Raw genomic sequence first — 22331 nt, 5'->3', positions numbered from 1 at the left:
CGGATTATCAATGTTTTTATTGCCAACGGCAATTGCCGTGTCGAGATGTTGTAACGGCACATCGGTGCGCGGCCGCTTCAGCCGCCGCCCGCTGCCGCCTCAGCCATTTTCATACACCCATTTCAGCAGCAGGTCTTGCGCCTCGGCGCCGCGCCCGGCGTTCGGGTGATTGATCAGGAATACCACCGCATAGCGCTTGCCGGAGGCGGCCCGCACATAGCCGGCGATCGCCCGCGCCGCGCTCAGGTAGCCGGTCTTGACATGGGCATTGCCGCCGACCCCATGACCATTGAGGCGCTTGCGCATGGTGCCGTCCTGACCGGCCAGCGGCAGCGATGCCATGAATTCGGGCATGGTCGCGCCGCGGAACGCCGTCTGCAACAGGCGCGCCAGGCTGCCGGCCGAGATGCGACCATCGCGCGACAGGCCGGAGCCGTTGTCGATTACCAGCTCCGGCATCTCGATGTGGCGCGCCGCCAGCCAGGTCTTGATCACTTCAGCGCCGTTGGTGGCGGTGCCGGCCTGTCCGGTAAAACGCGCGGCCAAAGTCAGCAAGAGCTGACGCGCCATCACATTGTTGCTGAATTTGTTAATGCCGCGCACCGCCTCCGCCAGGCTGCGCGATTCGCGCTGCGCCACCAGCCAGGCATCCGGCGGCGTTGCGCCCTCCGTCACCTCGCCGGCCAGCACGCCGCCGAGATCGGCCCACAGGCGCCGGAACACGATCTCGAAATACCGGTTCGCGCTCATGTTCCAGGCCAGCACCTGCAGGGTCTGTTCGCCGCAGGCCGCCGGATAGGCGCCGCCGAATTCAAGCGCGCGCGCGTCCTGCGCCATCAAGAGGTTCTTGCGCCAATCGCCGCATTCACCGTCGCCCAGTTTCGGCGCGCCGACCTGGAATGTCGCCAGCGGCGGCTCGATGGCGAGCGCCACCCGCCCTGCCGCAGGGTTGGGTAAAAAGCGCAGGGTGAAGGATTTGTAGTTGAGCAGCAGCGCATCCGGCCCGGCGTTGTAGGGCCGCGCCGGATTGCCGTCGAATTGTGCCGGATCGTGGCCATCGGGCGCAAACAGGCTACGGTCGAGCACCAGGTTGCCGCGGATTTCGCGGATGCCGCGCGCGCGTATCTCGCGCAGGAACAGCCAGAGGTCTTCGACCACCAGCCCGGGGTCGCCGCCGCCCTTGATCACCAGGTCGCCTTGCAAGACCTCGTCACGCAATACACCGTTGGCGTAGGCTGCGGTTTTCCAGGTAAAGGCCGGGCCCAGCAAGTCCAGCGCCGCGCCGGTGGTCACAAGCTTCATGGTGGAAGCCGGATTGAAAGGCGTGTTCGGGTTGGCCGCCGCCAGCACCCGGTCGGCGCCGGCTTCCTGCACCTGGACGCCGACCGCCTGCATGGGAATGCCGGCGTGCTCCAGTGCCTGCCTGACCGGCGCCGGCAATTGCTGGGCGGCGGCCAGCGGCATGGCGAGCAGCGCCATGCACAAGACGAACCAGCCGCCGATCCTGTCAGGGTAGCCCATACGCTCGAAAAAAATGCAATCGGATGAAGAACATTGACTGACATTATCCCATGGGGGGAACAACCGCTTTACCGTCCCCGCGCACGTTGTGGCATCCGCGCACGCAACGCCGCCAGCCTCTTCCCAATCCGGCATTTTTATACTACTCTCAAATTCGCCGCATAAAACAATAAACAATGGACAACAGTCTAATCAATCAAATCGGCGGAGACACCGGGCTGGAGATCAGCATCCGATACGTGCGCGTAGTGCGCACCTTGAGCGCCTGCAGCCGCGTCGTCATTCGCGCGACCGCCGAGCAAGCTTTGCTCGACGAAATCTGCCGCACGATGGTGACGGCGGGCGGCTATACCCATTCCTGGGTGGGCTATGCGCTCGACGACGAATTCCGGACAGTCAAACCGATGGCGAAAGTCGGCTTCCTCGCAAACAATCTCGGCATCGACGATGTATCCTGGTCGGCCGACCGGCCGCAAGGCCAGGGCGTGTTCGGCCAGGCGATTCGCAGCGGCCAGCCCGCCATCATCCGCAACGCGCGGGAATCGCCCACGTTCATGGCGGCCTGGCGCGAAGCCACCCGCATCTACAACTACAATTCCGTGCTCGGCCTGCCGCTGGTGGTCGAAGGGCGGATCATCGGCGCGATCGGCTTTTATTCCTCGGAATCCGACCGTTTCGACCCGCAGGAAGTCGCCTTGCTGAGTGAAGTCGCCAGCGATCTTTCGCATGGCATCTCGGTGATTCGCATGCGCCGCGAACGCGATGAAGCGCAGGCCTTGCTCGAACGCGCCAACCATATCCTGGAACAGCGCATCGGCGAGCGTACCGCCGCGCTGCTGGCGGAAAAAGAGCGCGCCACCGTCACCCTGCAATCGATTGCCGATGGCGTCATCACCACCGATGTGGACGGCCTGGTCGAGTATCTCAATCCGGTGGCCGAACAGCTGACCGGCTGGCGCAGCGCCGCCGCACGCGGCCTGGCGCTGTCCGAAGTGTTTTGTATCGTCGACGACACCAGCCGCCTGGCGCTGGCCGATCCGGTACAGCGGGTACTCGCCAGCGGCGCCGCCGTCAGCCTGCAGGGCAATGCCGTCTTGCTCGGCAAGCACGGCCAGGAATTCGCCATCGAAGAAACGGCAGCGCCAATCCGCGACGCCGCCGGCCAGGTCAGCGGCGTCGTGCTGGCCTTCCATGACGTCAGCCGTTCGCGCCAGATCGCCGCGCAATTGTCTTACCAGGCCAGCCATGACGACCTGACCGGCCTGGTCAACCGCCGCGAATTCGAACACCGCCTGAAGCAGGCAGTGCAAAGCGCGGCCGCCGAAGACCGGCAGCATGCCTTCATCTACATCGACCTGGACCAGTTCAAGATCGTCAATGACACTTCCGGCCACTGCGCCGGCGATGAGTTGCTGCGCACCCTGGCCAGCCTGCTGCAAAACAAATTGCGCGCAAGCGACACCCTGGCGCGCCTGGGCGGCGACGAATTCGGCATCCTGCTGGAAAATTGCCCGGCCGGGCCGGCAACGACGATCGCCGAAAGCCTGCGAGAAACTGTCGGTGATTTCCGCTTCGTCTGGCAAGGCAACAACTTCACCGTCAGCCTGTCGATCGGCGTGGTCAATTTCGGCGGCAGCGAGATGAGCGTATCGGATATCCTGTCGGCCGCCGACACTGCCTGCTACCTCGCCAAGGAAAACGGCCGCAACCGGGTGCACGTGGGCCACCGCGAAGACCAGGACATCACCATCCGCCAGAGCGAAATGCACTGGGTCAGCCGGCTGCGGCAGGCGCTGCAGGAAAACCGCCTGCAGCTGTATTGCCAGAAGATCGTGCCGCTCAACAGCGAGGCAGTCGATGCGGGCGCGCATTTTGAACTGCTCTTGCGGCTGCGCGATGAAGAAGGCCGGCTGGTGCCGCCCGGCGCCTTCCTGCCGGCGGCCGAGCGCTTCGGCCTGATGCCGACCATCGACCGCTGGGTGATTTCCAGTGCCTTCGCCAATTTCGGACAATTGACCCCCGACCCGACAGAGCAGCTGGAAATGTGCGCCATCAACCTGTCAGGCGCGTCGGTGTCGGATCCGGAATTCCTGTCATTCATCCTGCGCGAGCTGGCGTTGTACGATATCCCGACCAGCAAGGTGTGCTTCGAAATTACCGAAACGGTGGCGATCGCCAACCTGACCCAGGCCGCCGCCCTGATCAATGAATTGCGCGCGGTCGGCTGCAAGTTTTCCCTGGACGACTTCGGCAGCGGCATGTCTTCCTTCGCCTATCTGAAGCATCTGCCGGTGGATTACCTGAAGATCGACGGCGGCTTCGTCAAGGACATGCTGAGCGATGCGGCCGACGCCGCCATGGTGGAAGCGATCAACCATATCGGCCACACCATGGGCTTGCGCACCATTGCCGAATTCGTTGAAAACGATGCCATCCGCGCGCGCCTGGAAGCCTTGAAGGTGGATTTCGCGCAAGGCTACGGGATCGGCAAGCCGGTGCCGTGCCGGCACTGGAATATCACTTGAATACTGCTTCTTCCCCCGAGGCATGATTCAAAGCCCACGACAAAAAGCCCTGCATTTTTCGCAGGGCTTTTTTTGCATCGGCGCGGCAGCCGCCGCGCTGCCGGGACAGACTCAGTTCAGGATCAGGTCGGCTTGCTTGATGGTGGTATAGCTTTGTAAGCCGAAGTGGCCCAGCGCATAGTCGTAGCTGGCGTTTTGCATGTCGATGTTGCTGGTATGCGAACCCCAGACATAGCAGCTGCCCATGCAGACGATTTCATCCATCCAGCTCTTGATCGAATACATCTTGGTGCCGTAACGCTTGTTCTTGACCGAGACGATCAGCGGGCTGTCGATCGACAGGCCGGCCGAGCCGCAGGTGGCCGACCAGACGTTGTACGGATAGACACCGCAGGAATTCAAGCCGTGCTGGGCACCGGCCACGCCAATGAAGGAATTCACCTTGCCTGAGTAAGCCAATTCATTGATCGCCTTCATCGCCAGGGTCACGCCCATGGAATGGCCGATGACATCGATCTTGCCGGTGCAGGATGCTGCCAGCGCCGATTGCAGGGCGGATTTGACGACGCCGGTATTGGTGCTGTCATGGCTGTTGCTGCCGGCATTGGTTTTCGAACCCCAGCTCGGACGGTACAGTTGGGAATCGACATAGCCGCGGCTCTTCAGTTCGGCGACGGTATTGTTCCAGCTCGATGGGTAAGCCGTATTGCCATGCACCAGCACGACATTGTCGAGACAGGCGGCCTGGGCGCCAAAGGCTGTCAGCGTCAGGGCGACGGCGGCGAGTAAACGGGAAAGCGAAAAAGCAGATTTCATGGTGTCTCCTCTTGTTTCTAGTTTTATGAACTGCGTATGTACGACTGTACTGTAGAGCGTTTCCATCAAGCAATCCACTCTCCGTTCGGATAGTGCCTTGAAACAATATTTAACTAGGGAAACCACACTGGATGGACATGGGATCAATGAAGTTATTTCTTACACAACAAAAAGACGAAAATTGCGCCAAAGACCAATTGCTACGGAAAAACGCAATACGGGGGCTTGATCTGCGTCGAGCATGGCGGTAATGTAGAAGCGTGTTGTGACAGCGTGATTCACTGCACACGCAGTCTCGACCCGGTTTTGATTCCAGACAGGTAGGTGCAACATGAATGACGCCGACAGTAGCGCGAACGAAACGCAGACATCCCTGCAAGCGCTTGTCACTGCGCCGGAATCAGGTCAGGGTGCGCTGAAGCCCAAGGGTGCTTGCTGGTATTGCAATGCGCCGCTGGATAACATCCGGCGCTTTTGCAACAAGGACTGCGCGCAGGATTACCGCACCGAAGAAGAAAGCTTTCGCTAGGCGCAAACCTGACAAGCTATCGGTGGAACGCGCAGCGCGAGATGATGCCTAACAACCTATTCGCGTAGGAGGCGTCGCCAATGCAAGTAGATCACCCATCCCGATTTATCCAATCGTTGCAATTGCTGCGCCTGCTCGGCATCATTTTCTGGCACTGGGCTACGCCCTTCTGGCGATTCCGCGACGCCAACCAGGGTACGCTTGAGCAGCGCAGCGCCAACTACCGTCATAACCGCGCGCAACGCGCCATCCTGCCTTCCTATACCCTGAAGTGGCTGGCGATCGCGGCCTCCATGCTGATGTTGCTGCAGATTTATTCCGGCATGCTGACGCAGGCGATGGAAGGCACCCCCGCCTATTTTTACGCCGCGCTGTTTTGCGTCAGCACCGGCATCGTGTTTTCCTTCGCCTGCGTGGTCATCGCCATCCTGCTGGCCTGCTATCTGTTTTTCACGCATATCAAGGATTAAGCTGTCTGGCTCGACATGAGTGCCACCGATGACGCCCGCGCTGACGCCAGCGACAAGCCGCTGCGGCTGTTCTTCGCCTTGTGGCCGGACGATGCCACCCGAGAAGCGCTGCAAATCCTGCAGATGCATGTACATGGCCGCCGCACGCGCGTGGAAAACCTGCATGCCACCCTCACCTTCCTCGGTAATCAGCCCGCTGTCCACCTACCTGTGCTGAAGACCATACTCGCGGACTTGCCACGAATCGGTTTCACGCTGCAAATTGACCGCCTAGGGTATTTCAAAAGAAAGCACATTGCCTGGGCAGGTAGTCATGCCACGCCGAAGGCACTGGTCACGCTGCAAGAATCTTTGGCGCAAGCACTCATGCGGCACGGGATCGCATTTGACCGCAAGAACGATTTCACGCCGCATATCACGCTGGCGCGCGATGCCGAGCCGCCGCTGGACCGGCCGTTCGATCCGTTCACCTGGGAAGTGAAACAAATCGCTCTGGTGCAGTCGACGCAGGAAGGGGGACGGCTGGCTTATCAGGTGCTGGTTTCGCGGCATCTGGAGGAAGCGGATTAATCTGCGGCAGGCGCCGCCTTCGCCAGATTCTTCAGCACATGCGAGGCCGCCACCAAACCGAAGGACGCAGTCACCACCATGGCAGAACCGAAGCCGGCGCAATTCAGACCGGTTACTCCCGCGCCCGCATTATCGCCTGCTGCCAAGCCTGCATCACCATCATCGCTTTGCCCGCCAATATCACAGGCTTCCGCACTATCAGGAAAGCGCAGCGGCTCGGTGGAAAACACCGCATCGATACCGAATTTGTTCTTGGTCCCGCGCGGAAAGCCATGCAACTGGCGCAAGCGTTTGCGCACCTTCGACAGCAGCGGTTCCTGCTCGGTGCGGCACAAATCGCGTATCTCGATTTTGGTCGGATCAATCTGGCCGCCGGCGCCGCCGATGGTAAGCAGCTTGATGCCATGCTCGCGGCAATAGGCAATCAGCGCGGTCTTGGCGCGCACATTGTCAATCGCATCGACCACATAATCGTAATTGCCGGCACCGATCATTTGCTCGAGATTGTCGGCCGTGATGAAATCCTCGATCTCGGTGACACGGCAATACGGGTTGATTTGCGCGATACGCTCGGCCAGCGCCGTGACCTTGGCTTTGCCGAGCGTGTCCGTCAAGGCATGGATCTGGCGGTTGATATTGGATTCGGCGAGGTTGTCCAGATCGATCATGGTGATGCGGCCGATCGCCGAACGCGCCAGCGCCTCGACCACCCAGGAACCGACCCCGCCGACGCCAATTACGCAGACATGGGCATGGCGAAAACGCTCGAGCCCCGCTGCGCCATACAGGCGAGAAATGCCGCCGAAGCGACGTGCATGATCGATATCGTGGCCAGTATCGGCAACGGCAGAGGGAGATGATTGGAGTAAAGCGTGCATGCCGTCATTTTACCGGACGGAAAGGCGAATTTTTATCCTACAATGAATTTTTGCTGCTAGATGCCAACCTGAAAATGACAAGGATGAAATGATGGGAAATTCGCTATTCGACACCGCGCCCGGCTTCGATGAGCCGATTGCGGTACTGCGGCATTGCCACACGCGCATCCGCAAGCAGTTGGCGACCTTGAATAAATTGGTGGCGCATCTGCCCCATCATGGCGCAGATCTTGAGGCGCAACAAGCTGCGCATGCGGTGCTGCGTTATTTTAACGATGCGGCAACGCTTCATCATGAGGACGAGGAAGAGGATTTGTTGCCGCAATTGGAAACGACTGCCAGCGGCGAAGATGCCGGTCAATTGCAAGCCCTGCTGCCGAGATTACTCAAGGAGCATCAGGAAATGGCAGCCTTGTGGCTGGCGCTCGACCGTGAACTGGTTACAATTGCAAGTGGGCAATCGGCGCAATTATCCGAGACGGATGTGGCGCGCTTTGCAAGCTTGTATGAAGCGCATATGCAACTGGAAGAAAGCGTGATTGCCCCGATGGCAAAGCGACTCTTCAGTGAAGCGCAAATGCACCAGTTGGGTGACGCCATGCGCGCGCGCCGCGGAATTTCCAATTTTTAAGAAAGAAGCAAGATGTCGATTGCAGGTCTTCGCAAGGATTACAGCCACGCCAGCCTGTCGGAATCCGATGTGGACCACGATCCGATCAAACAGTTCGGCAAGTGGTTCGATGAAGCGCTCAAGGCGCATGTACCGGAAGCCAATGCCATGAGCGTGGCCACGGTGGGGCCTGATGGCAAGCCTTCCTCGCGCATCCTGCTGATCAAGGAATTCGACTCGCGCGGCTTTGTCTGGTTTACCAACTATGCCAGCCGCAAGGGACAGGAACTGGCGGTCAATCCGCATGCGGCGCTGCTGTTCCACTGGATTGAACTGGAGCGCCAGGTGCGCATCGAAGGGCGGGTGGAAAGGATTTCGGCGGAGGAAAGCGACGCCTATTATGACAGCCGGCCGCTGTTGAGCCGACTGGGGGCGATCGCTTCCGAGCAAAGCCGGCCGGTGGACAGCCGCGTAACACTGGAAAAGCGCTTCGCGGAAGTGCAGGAACAATACGGCGAACATCCGGCACGCCCGGCGCACTGGGGCGGCTACCGGCTGGTGCCGGAGGCGATCGAATTCTGGCAGGGCCGCAGCTCGCGCTTGCATGACCGGGTGCTGTATACCCGGACAGAAGGCGGCGCCTGGCGGATACAGCGGCTGCAGCCGTAAAGCGCACTGCGCAGGCGGCGGCCGTTTTCTCTAGCATTGGAGGCGACATGTTCTGGGAAAACAGGCTTGACCACTGGATCAACCAGGTGCGCCACCAGGCCGCGCTGCCGCTGCGACTGGAATTATGGAACGGCAAGCGCTTCGATTTCTCGCAAGCGCCGCAAGTCACCGTCAGGGTGCCGCGCGCCTCTTCCCTGCCGTATCTGCTGCGGCCATCACTTGCCAACCTCGGCACCGCCTATGTCGAAGGCAAGCTCGACATCGAGGGGCGCGCCAGCGAAATCATCGATGTCGGCAGCGCGCTGGCGCGGCAGACGCTGCAGCCGACCGGCAAGCTGGGCCGCATCGTCCGCCACTTCCAGCATAACCGCAAGATTGACGCCGAGGCGATCCGCTACCACTACGATGTTTCCAATGATTTCTACCGGCTCTGGCTGGATGAAAACATGGTGTATTCCTGCGCCTATTTCGAGAACGGCGACGAAACACTGGCGCATGCGCAGCTGAAAAAAATCGACCACATCCTCACCAAGATCCAGTTGCAGCCCGGCCAAACCCTGCTCGACATCGGCTGCGGCTGGGGTGCGCTGGTATTGCGCGCGGCGGAAAAATTTGGCGCCCGCTGCGTCGGCGTCACCCTGTCGGAAAACCAGCATGCGCTGGCGAACGAACGGGTCAGGCAGGCGGGGCTGTCCGACCGCGTCGAAATCCGTCTGCAGGATTACCGCGACCTCTCCGGCAGCTTCGACCGCATCACCAGCGTTGGCATGTTCGAGCACGTCGGCTTGCGCCACCTGCCCGATTATTTTGCCCAGATGCGCAAGCTGCTGGCCGACGATGGCCTGGCGATGAACCATGGCATTACCAGCACCGATGCCGCCAGCGGCGAGACTGCCTATGGCGGTGGCGAATTCATTGAAAAATATGTATTCCCGCATGGCGAATTACCGCACATCAGCCTGGTATTGCGGAGCATGCAGGAAAGCGGCCTGGAAGCGCTCGATGTGGAAAACCTGCGCCGCCATTATGCGAAGACCTGTAGCATATGGGCCGCCAGTTTCGAGGCACAGGCCGAGCGCATCCATGCCACGGTGGATGAGCGCCAGTTCCGCATCTGGCGCGTCTACCTGGCCGGCTGTGCCTACGCCTTCGCCAATGACTGGGTATCGATCTATCAGGTATTGTGCACCAAGGCTGGCCGTTCGGCGGAGGCCCTGCCCTGGTCGCGCCGCTACATGTATGCCTGATCGACCGGCGCTGGCTTGCCCGGGGTGATGGTTATGACTCTTTTGCCTTTTCGGAGAATACCTTGCGGAACTTCGCCACCTTGGGCGCCACCACGAAGGCGCAATAGCCTTGCAGCGGATTCTGGCGGAAGTAATTCTGGTGGTAGGCTTCGGCCTTGTAATAGGCCGGCAGCGGGCTCAATTCGGTGACGAGCGGCGCATCCCACACATTGGCCATCTCGGCAATCACATGCCGGGCGATATCCTGCTGTTCGGGTGAATGGTAGAAAATCACGGAACGGTACTGGGTGCCGCTGTCATTGCCCTGGCGGTTCAAGGTGGTCGGATCGTGGATCGTGAAAAAAATCTCCAGGATTCCACGATAGCTGACAACGGCGGGATCGAAGGTGATGCGCACCACTTCGGCGTGGCCGGTCTTGCCGCTGCACACGTCTTCATAGGTCGGATTGACCAGGAGGCCACCAGCATAGCCGGATTCCACTTGCTGCACGCCTTTCAATTCCTGATAGACGGCTTCCAGGCACCAGAAGCAACCGCCTCCCAGCGTTGCAATTTCGGTTGTCATGCTGCACTCCGTTCAGTATATCTCCAGTTAATTATTCCATTATAAGCGTTGAAAATCGGGAGCAACGCAAAACGCCATTCCTGCCGCGGTTTCCCTTGGATTTCCCCTTCATTGCGCCTTGGTGTATCATTTTTATTACTTTTCGATAGCAGGCCTTTGATGCACACCAGTATTCCACGCAATGTCTCCGATCCGCTCGACACCCGCCATTTCCGCAATGCCCTGGCACAGTTCGCCACTGGCGTCACCGTCATTACCACGCGCCTCGACTCCGGCGAGTTTGTCGGCATGACCGCGACCTCCTTCAATTCGGTGTCGCTGGCGCCACCTCTGGTGCTGTGGAGCCTGGGCAATAGTGCGCGCAGCCTGCCGGTGTTCCAGTCCTGTTCGCATTACGTGATCAATGTGCTGGCGGCGCACCAGGCAAACCTCGCCGACCGCTTTGCGCGCCGCATCGAGAACCGCTTTGAAGGTGTCGAATTCGCGCTATCGGCCACCGGCTTGCCGATCCTGAAGGGTGCCGCCGCCTGGTTCGAATGCCGCAACAAGAGCCGCTACCCGGAAGGCGACCATGTCATCATGGTCGGCGAAGTCGAGCATTGTGACGTGCAGCCGCAGCCGGCGCTGGTTTTTCATAGCGGCAAATTTGTTGCCACTAACATTGAGTAAATTTATGACCGTAGCCCGCACCACACCGAATGGCAAAGCGCAATTCCGCTGGGACGATCCGTTGCTGCTGGAACAGCAATTAAGCGACAGCGAACGCATGGTGCGCGATGCCACCCGCGCCTATTGCCAGGACAAGCTGGCCCCGCGCGTGCTGGAAGCCTTCCGCCACGAGCGCATGGATGCCTCGATTTTCCGCGAGATGGGCGCGCTCGGCTTGCTCGGCGCGACCATCCCGGAACAGTATGGCGGCGCCGGCCTGAATTACGTCAGCTACGGCCTGATCGCGCGCGAAGTCGAACGGGTCGATTCCGGTTACCGCTCGATGTTGAGCGTGCAATCCTCGCTGGTGATGCTGCCGATTTACACCTTCGGCACCGAGGCGCAGCGGCAAAAGTATCTGCCGAAACTGGCCAGCGGCGAATTCATCGGCTGCTTCGGCCTGACCGAGCCCGACCATGGCTCCGATCCGCAGTCGATGGCGACGCACGCAAAAAAAGTGGCGGGCGGCTATGCCCTCAGCGGCAGCAAGATGTGGATCACCAATGCGCCGATCGCCGATGTCTTCGTGGTCTGGGCCAAGGATGAGGAAGGCGCGATTCGCGGCTTTGTCCTGGAAAAAGGCATGGCGGGTCTCAGTGCGCCGGCGATCGAGGGCAAGTTCGGCTTGCGCGCCTCGATTACCGGCGAAATCGTCATGGATGGCGTATTCTGCCCGGAAGAAAATATTTTCCCCGATGTGCGCGGCCTGAAAGGCCCTTTCACCTGCCTTGATTCGGCGCGTTACGGCATCGCCTGGGGCGCGTTGGGCGCCGCGGAATCCTGCTGGCATATCGCGCGCCAGTATGTGCTGGACCGCAAGCAATTCGGCCGTCCCCTGGCGGCAAACCAGCTGGTGCAAAAGAAGTTGGCCGACATGCAGACCGAAATCACGCTCGGCTTGCAGGCGTGCCTGCAGTTCGGCCGCATGAAGGATGAAGGCACGGCTTCGGTGGAAATTACTTCCATGCTCAAGCGCAATTCCTGCGGCAAGGCGCTCGACATCGCCCGCGTCGCCCGCGACATGTTGGGCGGCAACGGCATCTCGGATGAATTCGGCGTGATCCGCCACATGCTCAACCTCGAAGTCGTCAATACCTATGAAGGCACGCACGACATCCATGCACTGATCCTAGGCCGGGCGCAAACCGGCATCCAGGCGTTCCATCCCTGAGGAGCCGCGCTAAAGCGCGGGTTTTAGCAAGGCCGCCAGCACCGCGGTCGAATCGTGTGCGGCGCGGCGCAGGCGGTCATTGACGCCTTGCCATTCGGGCCCTGTCGGCGGCGCTTCGACCAGGATGATGTCGGCGCCGGCCGCATCCATTTCGCGCAAGGCGGCATATAGCGCATGTGCGTAACCGGCCGGCGTGTCCGGCAGCACCAATTGGGCGCAGGTTTCCTCCAGCGATCCGCTTGCGCGTCGCATCAGCGCGGCGCGGTGTCCGCCGGCAGCCAGCCTGCGCACCACTTCCGCCACATGCTGCGGCGCCACCAGCGCCACCGGCGTGACCGGCGCATAGTGCGCTTCCAGCGTACCCGAGGCGCGCGGCGCGGCGCCATCCGGCAGGGCTGGCACAACGCCGATGACGGCGGCGATCTGTTGCGGCGAGATATGGCCCGGGCGCAGCAACACTGGACCGTGGCTTGCCATGCGCGAGAGGTCGAGGATGGTCGATTCGATGCCGACTTCGCTCTGGCCACCATCGAGGATGGCGGCCAGCGGGCTCTGCGGCGGCGCGCCGAATTCATCGCGCACATGGCGCGCGGTGGTCGGGCTGACATGGCCGAACTTGTTGGCCGAGGGCGCAGCCACGCCGCCACGGCCGCCCTTGAATTCGCGCAGCAAAGCTTGCGCCACCGGGTGCGAGGGGCAGCGCAGGCCGATGCTGTCCTGGCCGCCGGAGACCGTGTCCGGAATGTGCGCGGCGCGCTTCAGGATCAGGGTCAGCGGGCCTGGCCAGAATGCCGCGATCAGCTGCTGCGCTTGCGCAGGAATCTGTTCTGCCCAGTAGCCGATATCGGCCGCCGGCGCCAGGTGCACGATCAGCGGATGGTTGGCCGGGCGGCCCTTGGCGGCGTAAATTTTTGCCACTGCCTGCGGATTTTCGGCGTCAGCCCCCAGGCCATAGACAGTCTCGGTCGGGAATGCCACCAGTTCGCCCTGTTCCAGCAGGTGCGCGGCGGCGGCAATTGCCGCCGGGTCCGGAATCAGCTCTGACATCGCGCCTCTTCCGCTCAGGCAGGAATGCCGAGGATCCGGCAAGCGGCGGCAAAGCTTTCCTGCGCTTCTGCCAGGGTCGGCGCGACGAAAGTGATGTGTCCCATCTTGCGGCCACGGCGCGGGTCGTCCTTGCCGTACAGGTGCAGATTGGCGCCCGGCAGCGCCAGTACCTTGTCCCAGGCGGGTTCGCGCGCGCTGTCGCTGTCCCCCTCGAACCAGACGTCGCCCAGGATGTTGAGCATCACCGCCGGCGAATGCTGGCGCACGTCGCCCAGCGGCAGCCGCGCCATGGCGCGCGCCTGTTGCGCGAACTGGCTGGTGATGCAGGCGTCGATGGTGTAGTGGCCGCTGTTGTGCGGGCGCGGGGCCATTTCATTGACCACCAGAGCGCCATCCTGCAGCACGAAGAATTCAATGCACAAGACACCCACGTATTCGAGCTTGCCGATGATGGCCAGCGCGGCATGCTGGGCGCGGCGCGCGGTTTCGTCCGAGACGTGCGGTCCCGGCACCGTGGTGGAGAACAGGATGCCGTCGCGGTGGACATTTTCGGCGATCGGATAGACCGCCGATTCGCCGTCGTCGCCGCGCGCGGCCAGCACCGAGACTTCATAGGCCAGCGGCAGCATCTTTTCCAGCACGCAGGTCACGCCCTGCATTTCCTTGAACGCCGCACGCGCTTCCTCGCGCGTGCGTACCCGCACCTGGCCCTTGCCGTCGTAACCGAGGCGCGCGGTTTTCAGGATGCCCGGCAACAGGTCATCGGTGATGGCATCGACGTCGGCTGCGCTGGCGATCACCTTGTGCGGCGCTGGCAGCACATGCGAGGTCGCGGCGCATTCGGTGAAGAAGCGCTTTTCGACAACGCGGTCCTGGGCGACCGACACGCTGGCGGCGGCCGGCGCGACGAAGCTGTGCGCCGCCAGCATCGCAAGGCTTTGCGCCGGGACGTTTTCAAATTCGGTAGTCACCGCCGCGCACAGGCCGGCAAGCTGGTTCAACGCCACCGGATCGTGATAATCGGCGCTGAGCAGGTAATCGGCGGCGTGGCCGGCCGGGCAGTCGCGCGCCGGTTCCAGCACCGCCACCTTGAAGCCCATGGCTTGCGCTGCGTGCACGAACATGCGGCCAAGCTGACCGCCGCCCATCACGCCCAGCCAGGTCGGCGGCGTCGCGGACGGTACAAAAGGAGGCTGCTGCTCGCTCATGCCGGCAAACTCATCGCCTGCGCCACCTGGGTCTGCTTGGCGCGGAATTCCTGCAGGCGCGCGGCCAGCGCATCGTCGGTGGCGGCCAGGATGGCGATCGCGGTCAGGGCGGCATTGGCGGCGCCGGCTTCACCGATGGCGAAGGTGGCGACCGGGATACCCTTGGGCATTTGCACGATCGACAGCAGCGAATCCTCGCCGCGCAGGTATTTGGACGGCACCGGCACGCCCAGCACCGGCACGATGGTCTTGGCCGCCAACATGCCCGGCAGGTGGGCAGCGCCGCCGGCGCCGGCGATGATTGCCCGCAAGCCGCGCGAACGCGCCGATTCCGCATAGGCGAACATCTGGTCCGGCATGCGGTGCGCGGAAATCACCTGCGCCTCGTAAGGCACGCCGAATTCCTTGAGCATTGCCACCGCGTTCTGCATCACTTCCCAGTCCGAGGAAGAACCCATCACCACGCCCACCAGCGGCGCGGCCTGTTTCGCTTGTTCAGCCATGGCTTGCTCTCAATCCTTCAGGGTTTCGCCAGTCAGGCGCTGCAGCGCCTCGCGGTACTTGTCGCCGGTCTTTTCGATGACTTCCGGCGGCAGCGCCGGCGCCGGCGAGGTCTTGTTCCAGTCGCTCAGGGTTTCCAGGTAATCGCGCACGAACTGCTTGTCGAACGATGGCGGCGAGATGCCTGGCGCATAGGAATCGGCCGGCCAGAAACGCGAGGAATCGGCAGTCAGCACTTCATCCATCAGGTGCAGCACGCCATGCTCGTCGAGACCGAACTCGAACTTGGTGTCGGCGATGATGATGCCGCGCGTGGCGGCGTAATCCGCCGCGGTCTGGTACAGCTGGATGCTGATGTCGCGCATCTTGGCAGCGAGCTCCTTGCCGATGCGCTTTTCCATCTCTTCAAAGCTGATGTTCTCGTCATGCTCGCCGAGCTCGGCCTTGGCGGCCGGCGTGAAGATCGGCTGGGCCAGCTTGTCGGCCTGGCGCAGGCCGGCCGGCAAGGCGATGCCGCAGATCGCACCGGTGGCCTGGTAATCCTTCCAGCCGGAACCGATGATATAGCCACGCACCACCGCTTCGACCATGATCGGCTGCAGGCGCTTGGCCACCACCGCACGACCACGCACCTGCTCGACCTCGTCGGGCGCCACCACGGACTCCGGGGCAACGCCGGTCAGGTGGTTGGGGACGATGCCGGCGAGCTTGGCGAACCAGAAGTCGGACATCTGGTTCAGGACACGGCCCTTGGCGGGAATCGGCTCGTTCATCACGACGTCGAAGGCCGACAGGCGGTCGGTAGTGACGATCAGGATCTTGTCGTCACCGACGGCGTAGTTGTCGCGCACCTTGCCGCGGCCAAGGAGTTGAAGGGAGGTGATGCTGGATTGGTAGAGGCTGGTCATGGGAATTATCTTGATGCTGGGCCGGCAGCCTGCGCCGCCGGCCAATTGAGGAACCGGCAAATGCTTACTGCACGATTTGCGAAAGTTCGCCCTTCTTGTACTTCTCTGCGATCTTGTCCAGCGACAGCGGCTTGATCTTGGCAGCCTGGCCTTCGCAACCGAACTGCAGGTAACGCGCCTTGCAGATCTGCATCGCGGCTTCACGCGCCGGCTTCAGGTAATCGCGCGGATCGAACTTGGACGGATTCTCGAACAGGTAACGGCGGATCGCCGCGGTCATGGCCAGGCGGATATCGGTGTCGATATTGATCTTGCGTACGCCGTGCTTGATGCCTTCCTGGATTTCCTCGACCGGCACGCCGTAGGTTTCCTTCATGTCGCCGCCGAATTCGCGGATGATGGCCAGCAATTCCTGCGGCACCGAGGAGGAGCCGTGCATCACCAGGTGAGTGTTGGGAATGCGGGCGTGGATTTCCTTGATGCGGTCGATCGCCAGAATGTCGCCGGTGGGCTTGCGCGAAAACTTGTAGGCGCCATGCGAGGTGCCGATGGCAATCGCCAGGGCGTCGCACTGGGTCTGTTTGACGAAGTCAGCAGCCTGGGCGACGTCGGTCAGCAGCTGCTCGCGGGTCATGGTGCCTTCGGCGCCGTGGCCGTCTTCCTTGTCGCCCTTCATGGTTTCCAGCGAGCCGAGCACGCCCAGTTCGGCTTCGACGGTGACGCCGATCGAATGCGAGAACTTCACCACTTCGCGCGAGACTTCGACGTTGTATTCATAGCTGGCGACCGTCTTGCCGTCTTCCGTCAGCGAGCCATCCATCATCACCGAAGTAAAGCCGGACTTGATCGCCGCCATGCAGACTGCCGGCGACTGGCCGTGATCCTGATGCATCACGACAGGGATATGCGGATAGGCTTCCACGGCCGCCGAGATCAGGTGGCGCAGGAAGGCTTCGCCGGCATACTTACGGGCGCCCGCCGAGGCTTGCATGATCACCGGCGCGCCGACTTCGTCGGCTGCAGCCATGATGGCGGAAACCTGTTCCAGGTTGTTGACGTTGAATGCAGGCAAACCGTAGCCGTTTTCGGCGGCGTGGTCGAGCAGCTGGCGCATCGATACGAGTGGCATGGTAATTCTCCCAAATAATCAAATCAAAAAATCAGTGTTATCAGTTTTCCCCGACCCGCATGATCTTCAGGGCATTGGTGCCGCCGACCTGGCCCATCGGCTCGCCCCATGTCACCACGATCATGTCACCTTTTTGCACCAGGCCTTTGGCCAGCAGCAGATCTTCTGCCGCTTTCATGACGGCTTCGCTATCAAGCGAATGGTTCATTTCGAAGGTCTGCACGTTGCGGTACAGGGACGCCTTGCGCTGGGTACCCAGCACATGGGTCATCGCCAGGATGGGAATGGCGATGTCATAACGGCTCATCCATAGCGCAGTGGAACCGGATTCGGTCAGGGCGACGATGGCTTTGACACCCAGATGGTGGGCGGTGAACAGGGCGCCATACGCGATCGACTGATCGATGCGGGTAAAGGTCTTGTTCAGGAAATCGCCGTCGAGCGTATAGTCTTCCGACTTTTCGGCTTCCTGGCAAATCGCTGCCATGGCTTCCACGGTTTCCACGGGATAGCGGCCGGAAGCGGTTTCGGCCGAAGTCATCACTGCATCGGTGCCGTCCAGCACCGCATTGGCGACGTCCGAGACTTCGGCGCGGGTCGGGATCGCATTGACGATCATCGACTCCATCATTTGCGTCGCGGTAATCGCCACCTTGTTGGAGGCGCGCGCCATTTTGATCATGCGCTTTTGCAACGCCGGCACGGCGGCATTGCCGACTTCCACCGCGAGGTCGCCGCGCGCCACCATGATGCCGTCGGAGGCGTCGAGGATTTCCTGCAAGGCAGGGATCGCTTCGGCACGCTCGATCTTGGCAATCATCATCGGCTTGTGTCGATGCGCCTCGCCGGCGATATTGGCCAGCTGGCGCGCCATGATCATGTCGGCGGCATTCTTGGGGAAGGACACGGCGACGTAATCGGCCTGCATGGCCATCGCCGTCTTGACGTCTTCCATGTCCTTGGCGGTCAGCGCCGGCGCCGACAAGCCGCCGCCCTGGCGGTTGATGCCCTTGTTGTTGGAGAGTTCGCCGCCGATTTTCACGGTAGTGTGGATGGCGCTGCCGATGACCTTGTCGACTACCAGCACGATCAGGCCATCGTTCAGCAACAGCACGTCATGTGGCTTCAGGTCACGCGGCAATTCCTTGTAATCGAGGCCGACCTGTTCCTGGTTGCCGAGTTCGCAGGTGGCGTCCAGCACGAATTTCGCGCCTTTTTCCAGCATGATCTTGCCATGCTCGAATTTGCCGACGCGAATCTTCGGTCCCTGCAAATCGGCCATGATGGCTACTTCGCGCCCGCAGGCCTGCGCCGCTTCGCGCACCAGGCGGGCGCGGTCAATATGGTCTTGCGCCTTGCCATGCGAAAAATTCAGGCGAACGACATCCACGCCCGCCTGGATCATGCGGGTCAGGGTTTCCAGGTCGCTCGATACGGGACCGATGGTGGCAACAATTTTGGTGGCGCGGCGCATGCGGATAGTGTTGTCTATTAAAAGAGTCAAGGGACGGGCATGCCAGGCATGCCCGCTTCATCTGGCTGATCAGGCTGCGGCGCGTTCCTGCAGCACCGCCACTGCCGGCAGGGTCTTACCTTCCAGGAATTCCAGGAAGGCGCCGCCGCCGGTCGAGATATAACCGATCTTGTCGGCGATCTCGTACTTGGCGATCGCCGCCAGGGTATCGCCGCCGCCGGCGATCGAAAACGCCTTGGAAGCGGCGATTGCCTGCGCCAGGGTCTTGGTGCCGCCGGCAAACTGGTCGAATTCGAACACGCCGACCGGGCCGTTCCAGACGATGGTGCCGGCTTGCGCGATTTGTTGCGCCAGTTGCGCCGCGGTTTGCGGGCCGATATCGAGAATCATGTCGTCGTCGGTCACATCCGCTACGGCCTTGATGGTGGCCACGGCGTTCGGCGCGAATTCCTTGGCGCACACCACATCCACCGGAATCGGCACCGAGGCGCCGCGTGCCGCCATCTTGTCGATAATGCGTTTGGCGTCCGCCACCAGGTCGGCTTCGGCCAGCGATTTGCCGATCTTCAGGCCGGCTGCCAGCAGAAAGGTATTGGCAATGCCACCGCCGACGATCAGATTATCCACCTTGTCGGCCAGCGACTCCAGAATGGAGAGCTTGGTCGAAACCTTGGAGCCGGCCACAATCGCCACCAGCGGACGCGCCGGCTGGCCCAGGGCCTTGCCCAAGGCATCGAGCTCGGCCGCCAGCAAGGGGCCGGCACACGCCACCGGGGCATATTTTGCCATGCCATGGGTGGTGGCTTCGGCGCGGTGCGCAGTACCGAAGGCATCGTTGACGTACACGTCGCACAGGCTGGCCATTTTCTGCGCCAGTTCATCGCTGTTCTTTTTCTCGCCCTTGTTGACGCGGCAGTTTTCCAGCAACACCACCTGGCCCGGCGCGACTTCGACGCCATCGACCCAGTTCTGCCGCAACTCCACCGGCTGGCCCAGCAAGTCGGTCAAACGCGACGCGATCGGCGCCAGCGAGTCTTGCGGCTTGAATTCGCCTTCGGTCGGACGGCCCAGGTGCGAGGTCACCATGACGGCGGCGCCGGCGTCGAGCGCCATGCGGATCGCCGGCACCGAGGCGCGGATGCGGGTATCTTCGGTGATATTGCCGGCATCGTCCTGCGGCACGTTGAGATCGGCGCGAATGAAGACGCGCTTGCCCTGCAGTTGCTGGTTGGCGCACAAATCGGCCAGGCGTTTGAATTGCATAAATCCCCGTGAATCGCGAAAAATGGAAAAACCACCATTTTACCCCACAGAGACCCCGCAAAAAAGCCATACCCCGTCTGGCCGGCAAAGCCGGCACAATTCAGCCCGATGGTTCAGCCCGATGACTCAACTTAACCACAGGCGCGATACCGTAAATAGCGCCATGCCCACGGCAATCGTTCCCAGCATGTGCCGTGTTGCCATAAAGAACACCGCTGCCCCCACCGCCGCCAGCAACTTCGGATTAATCAGGGTCAGAGTCAAATTTCCCGAACTTCCTGTCGTCATCAAAATATCGGGGGCGATGGTTGCCGCCAGCGCCGCCGCCGGCGCATAACGCAAGGCATGCTTTACCCAGCCCGGCAGCTTGACTGCGTCCCCCAGCATGAAAAAGGAGCTGCGCGTCAGCACCGTGGCAATAAACATCAGGGCAATGCAAATCCAGATATCGATGCTCTCCATCATGCGCCCGCCCCCCCTGCCTTGCGGCGCGCAGCGAATAAATCGACCGCCATCGCTGCCAGCATGCCGCCCAGCACCGCGAACAACAGGCCCAGGCGATAGGGCCATTGCACGGTCGCGACCGCCAAGCCCACCGCGACAATCACCCCCGCCAGCGCGGCGGCATTCATGGTCAATGGAATCAGCACCGCCAGCAAAGCCAGGGTGCCGGCAAAGGCGATGCCCCAGCTCTGCGGGATCTGGCTGGCCAGCAGGATGCCGAGCACCGAGCCGGATTGCCAGGCGCACCAGTTCATGTAATTGATGCCGGCGACATAGCCTTCCTTGCCCAGCGGTTCGGGCTGCGTATGCGGAGCAAAGCGCTGGGAAAACAGCGCCATGGTGAGGTCGCCATTCAAATAGCCGTGCCACAGACGCTTATACCAGGGCAAATGCGACAGGTGCGGCCCCATGGCGGCGGCGAAGATGACGAAGCGCAGGTTGACCACCAGTGCAGTGGCGAATACCACCCAGACCGAGGCATTGGCAATAATTAACGGCAGCGCCGCCAGTTGGGCGGACCCAGCATAGACAATGAAGGTCATGGCCAGTGTTTGCCCTACCGTCAAGCCAGCCTTGAGCATGGCCATGGCCGTCACCATGCCCCAGGCAAATATGCCGGCCATGGCGGGCGTACTTTGCGCCACCGCTTCGCCGAATGTCTCCCGTTCCAACGCCGGCACACCCAAGGCCGGCGGCCGGAATATTAATTTTTTCATATCCAAAACTGCAGCCCCACGCCAGACTTGGCAGGTCATTATATTGCCCAGTGGCACATTTTACCGGGGAAGCCTTGTCGCCGTGTGGATTCTTTCAGCTCCCTATCCGGGGTAAAATCTTGGTTTTGCATAAACCATTACTGGGAGAATCACCATGTCCATGGATGATCGCGACGGCAAAATCTGGCAAGATGGCAAACTGATCGAATGGCGCGATGCCAAAGTCCATGTGCTGACCCATTCGCTGCACTACGGCATGGCGGTCTTCGAAGGCGTGCGCGCCTACAAGACGGCGCAAGGCACGGCGATTTTCCGCCTGGAAGAACATACCCGCCGCCTGTTCAATTCGGCCAAGATTTTTCAGCTGACCATCCCCTTCGACTTCGACACGGTCCTGGAAGCGCAGCGCCAGGTGGTGCGCGAAAATAAACTTGAATCCTGCTACATCCGCCCGCTGGTGTGGATCGGCTCGGAAAAGCTCGGCGTCTCGGCCAGGGGCAACACCATCCACGTCGCGGTCGCCGCCTGGGAATGGGGCGCCTACCTCGGCGAGGAAGGCCTGAGCAAGGGCATCCGCGTCAAGACGTCATCGTTCGCGCGCCACCACGTCAATGTCATGCTGGTGCGCGCCAAGGCCTCCGGCAATTACATCAACTCGATCCTGGCCAACCAGGAAGCCCTGACCGACGGCTATGACGAAGCACTGCTGCTGGACACCGAAGGTTATGTCTCCGAAGGCTCGGGCGAGAATTTTTTTATAGTCCGGAACGGCAAGCTGTACACGCCCGACCTCGCCTCCTGCCTCGACGGCATCACCCGCGACGCCGTGCTGACGCTGGCGCGCGACCACGGCATCGAGGTGATCGAGAAACGCATCACCCGCGATGAAGTGTACTGCGCCGACGAAGCCTTCTTCACCGGCACTGCCGCCGAAATCACGCCGATCCGCGAACTCGACAACCGCCAGATCGGCAGCGGCAGCCGCGGCCCCATCACCGAAAAACTGCAAAAACTGTTCTTCCAGGTGGTCGCCGGCGAAGCCCCCCAATACCAGCACTGGCTGGCCAAAGTTTGAATCTGATAAAACGAGTAAAGGAAAAGTACGATGAGTGACAACACCGCAACCACAGCCGTTGAAGTCGACGGCGCACATGCCCTGTTTTGCCCCAACCCGAACATGCCGATCTGGTCCTCGCACCCGCGCGTGTTCCTCAACCTGGATGCCCATGGCGAAGCGAAATGCCCATACTGCGGCACGCTCTACCGCTTGAAGCCCGGCGCCAGCGTCGCCGGCCACTAAGC

Annotated in this window: 24 protein-coding genes; 11 read left to right on the top strand and 13 right to left on the bottom strand. The window is 61.5% G+C overall.

Annotated features, from left to right (window positions below; all coding sequences use genetic code 11):
• Positions 1-99: 99 nt before the first annotated feature.
• The gene (gene dacB / locus D3878_RS21560) at positions 100-1521 is read right to left on the bottom strand and encodes a D-alanyl-D-alanine carboxypeptidase/D-alanyl-D-alanine endopeptidase (RefSeq protein ID WP_119787342.1); all 1422 of its coding nucleotides are present in this window, start codon (positions 1519-1521) and stop codon (positions 100-102) included.
• Between the two features lie 176 nt (positions 1522-1697).
• Here dacB and D3878_RS21555 point away from each other — a divergent pair, with 176 nt between their 5' ends.
• Positions 1698-4046: an EAL domain-containing protein gene (locus tag D3878_RS21555; RefSeq protein ID WP_119787341.1), complete on the top strand. Its 2349-nt coding sequence runs from the start codon at positions 1698-1700 to the stop codon at positions 4044-4046.
• 111 nt (positions 4047-4157) lie between these two features.
• On the opposite strand, the gene D3878_RS21550 is transcribed toward D3878_RS21555, so the two are convergent.
• On the bottom strand, positions 4158-4862 hold the full coding sequence (locus D3878_RS21550) for an alpha/beta fold hydrolase (RefSeq protein WP_119787340.1): 705 nt from the start codon (positions 4860-4862) through the stop codon (positions 4158-4160).
• Positions 4863-5193: 331 nt separating this feature from the next.
• Here D3878_RS21550 and D3878_RS21545 point away from each other — a divergent pair, with 331 nt between their 5' ends.
• The 3 genes from D3878_RS21545 (at position 5194) to thpR (ending at position 6431) form a co-directional block, all read left to right on the top strand.
• Positions 5194-5391: a hypothetical protein gene (locus D3878_RS21545; protein WP_119787339.1), complete on the top strand. Its 198-nt coding sequence runs from the start codon at positions 5194-5196 to the stop codon at positions 5389-5391.
• 80 nt (positions 5392-5471) lie between these two features.
• On the top strand, positions 5472-5861 hold the full coding sequence (locus D3878_RS21540) for a hypothetical protein (protein ID WP_147384054.1): 390 nt from the start codon (positions 5472-5474) through the stop codon (positions 5859-5861).
• Between the two features lie 15 nt (positions 5862-5876).
• Positions 5877-6431 carry an RNA 2',3'-cyclic phosphodiesterase gene (gene thpR, locus D3878_RS21535; protein ID WP_119787337.1) on the top strand — a complete coding sequence of 185 codons (555 nt, stop codon included), beginning with the start codon at positions 5877-5879 and terminating at the stop codon, positions 6429-6431.
• Here thpR and tcdA read toward each other — a convergent pair.
• On the bottom strand, positions 6428-7309 hold the full coding sequence (tcdA, locus tag D3878_RS21530; protein WP_119787336.1) for a tRNA cyclic N6-threonylcarbamoyladenosine(37) synthase TcdA: 882 nt from the start codon (positions 7307-7309) through the stop codon (positions 6428-6430). The two genes, thpR and tcdA, sit on opposite strands and share 4 nt — an antisense overlap.
• A gap of 88 nt (positions 7310-7397) precedes the next feature.
• Here tcdA and D3878_RS24490 point away from each other — a divergent pair, with 88 nt between their 5' ends.
• Genes D3878_RS24490 through D3878_RS21520 form a run of 3 tightly spaced genes read left to right on the top strand, consistent with a single transcriptional unit; the run spans position 7398 to position 9835 of the window.
• Positions 7398-7940 (top strand): hemerythrin domain-containing protein, encoded by a 543-nt coding sequence (locus tag D3878_RS24490; protein ID WP_233556417.1) that lies wholly within the window; start codon positions 7398-7400, stop codon positions 7938-7940.
• A gap of 12 nt (positions 7941-7952) precedes the next feature.
• Positions 7953-8588, top strand: a complete 636-nt coding sequence (gene pdxH, locus D3878_RS24485; protein WP_233556416.1) for a pyridoxamine 5'-phosphate oxidase — start codon at positions 7953-7955, stop codon at positions 8586-8588.
• A 47-nt stretch (positions 8589-8635) separates the two neighbouring features.
• The gene (locus D3878_RS21520) at positions 8636-9835 is read left to right on the top strand and encodes an SAM-dependent methyltransferase (protein ID WP_119787335.1); all 1200 of its coding nucleotides are present in this window, start codon (positions 8636-8638) and stop codon (positions 9833-9835) included.
• Positions 9836-9866: 31 nt separating this feature from the next.
• Here the strand turns inward: D3878_RS21520 and msrA are convergent, their stop codons facing one another.
• Positions 9867-10400: a peptide-methionine (S)-S-oxide reductase MsrA gene (gene msrA / locus D3878_RS21515; protein ID WP_119787334.1), complete on the bottom strand. Its 534-nt coding sequence runs from the start codon at positions 10398-10400 to the stop codon at positions 9867-9869.
• A gap of 159 nt (positions 10401-10559) precedes the next feature.
• Between msrA and D3878_RS21510 the strand changes: the two genes are divergently transcribed.
• Positions 10560-11069: a flavin reductase family protein gene (locus D3878_RS21510; protein WP_119787333.1), complete on the top strand. Its 510-nt coding sequence runs from the start codon at positions 10560-10562 to the stop codon at positions 11067-11069.
• A gap of 4 nt (positions 11070-11073) precedes the next feature.
• A complete protein-coding gene (locus D3878_RS21505; protein WP_119787332.1) occupies positions 11074-12279 on the top strand; it encodes an acyl-CoA dehydrogenase in 1206 nt (401 codons plus the stop codon).
• Between the two features lie 9 nt (positions 12280-12288).
• On the opposite strand, the gene D3878_RS21500 is transcribed toward D3878_RS21505, so the two are convergent.
• The 9 genes from D3878_RS21500 to D3878_RS21460 all read right to left on the bottom strand — a co-directional run bounded on the left by D3878_RS21500 (position 12289) and on the right by D3878_RS21460 (position 21029).
• A complete protein-coding gene (locus tag D3878_RS21500) occupies positions 12289-13326 on the bottom strand; it encodes an L-threonylcarbamoyladenylate synthase (RefSeq protein WP_119787331.1) in 1038 nt (345 codons plus the stop codon).
• 14 nt (positions 13327-13340) lie between these two features.
• Entirely contained in the window at positions 13341-14534 is a 1194-nt protein-coding gene (locus tag D3878_RS21495) for a 5-(carboxyamino)imidazole ribonucleotide synthase (protein WP_119787330.1), read from the bottom strand.
• Complete coding sequence (gene purE / locus D3878_RS21490) at positions 14531-15037, bottom strand: 5-(carboxyamino)imidazole ribonucleotide mutase (protein WP_119787329.1); 507 nt, start codon at positions 15035-15037, stop codon at positions 14531-14533. The genes D3878_RS21495 and purE overlap by 4 nt, the downstream gene beginning before the upstream one ends.
• 9 nt (positions 15038-15046) lie before the next feature.
• Positions 15047-15943 (bottom strand): phosphoribosylaminoimidazolesuccinocarboxamide synthase, encoded by an 897-nt coding sequence (locus D3878_RS21485; protein ID WP_119788071.1) that lies wholly within the window; start codon positions 15941-15943, stop codon positions 15047-15049.
• Between the two features lie 64 nt (positions 15944-16007).
• On the bottom strand, positions 16008-17072 hold the full coding sequence (fba, locus tag D3878_RS21480) for a class II fructose-bisphosphate aldolase (RefSeq protein ID WP_119787328.1): 1065 nt from the start codon (positions 17070-17072) through the stop codon (positions 16008-16010).
• A gap of 40 nt (positions 17073-17112) precedes the next feature.
• Positions 17113-18546 (bottom strand): pyruvate kinase, encoded by a 1434-nt coding sequence (gene pyk, locus D3878_RS21475; RefSeq protein WP_119787327.1) that lies wholly within the window; start codon positions 18544-18546, stop codon positions 17113-17115.
• A 69-nt stretch (positions 18547-18615) separates the two neighbouring features.
• Complete coding sequence (locus tag D3878_RS21470) at positions 18616-19809, bottom strand: phosphoglycerate kinase (RefSeq protein WP_119787326.1); 1194 nt, start codon at positions 19807-19809, stop codon at positions 18616-18618.
• Between the two features lie 126 nt (positions 19810-19935).
• Entirely contained in the window at positions 19936-20271 is a 336-nt protein-coding gene (locus tag D3878_RS21465) for an AzlD domain-containing protein (protein ID WP_119788070.1), read from the bottom strand.
• A complete protein-coding gene (locus D3878_RS21460) occupies positions 20271-21029 on the bottom strand; it encodes an AzlC family ABC transporter permease (protein WP_119787325.1) in 759 nt (252 codons plus the stop codon). The genes D3878_RS21465 and D3878_RS21460 overlap by 1 nt, the downstream gene beginning before the upstream one ends.
• A 154-nt stretch (positions 21030-21183) precedes the next feature.
• Between D3878_RS21460 and D3878_RS21455 the strand changes: the two genes are divergently transcribed.
• Entirely contained in the window at positions 21184-22104 is a 921-nt protein-coding gene (locus D3878_RS21455; RefSeq protein ID WP_119787324.1) for a branched-chain amino acid transaminase, read from the top strand.
• A gap of 30 nt (positions 22105-22134) precedes the next feature.
• Positions 22135-22329 carry a zinc-finger domain-containing protein gene (locus D3878_RS21450; RefSeq protein WP_119787323.1) on the top strand — a complete coding sequence of 65 codons (195 nt, stop codon included), beginning with the start codon at positions 22135-22137 and terminating at the stop codon, positions 22327-22329.
• Positions 22330-22331: the final 2 nt, after the last annotated feature.

The organism is Noviherbaspirillum sedimenti, from assembly GCF_003590835.1.
Classification (GTDB): Bacteria; Pseudomonadota; Gammaproteobacteria; order Burkholderiales; family Burkholderiaceae_D; genus Paucimonas; species Paucimonas sedimenti.
Note: the sequence above shows the minus strand (reverse complement) of the source record. Positions and strands in the feature narration are given on the sequence as shown.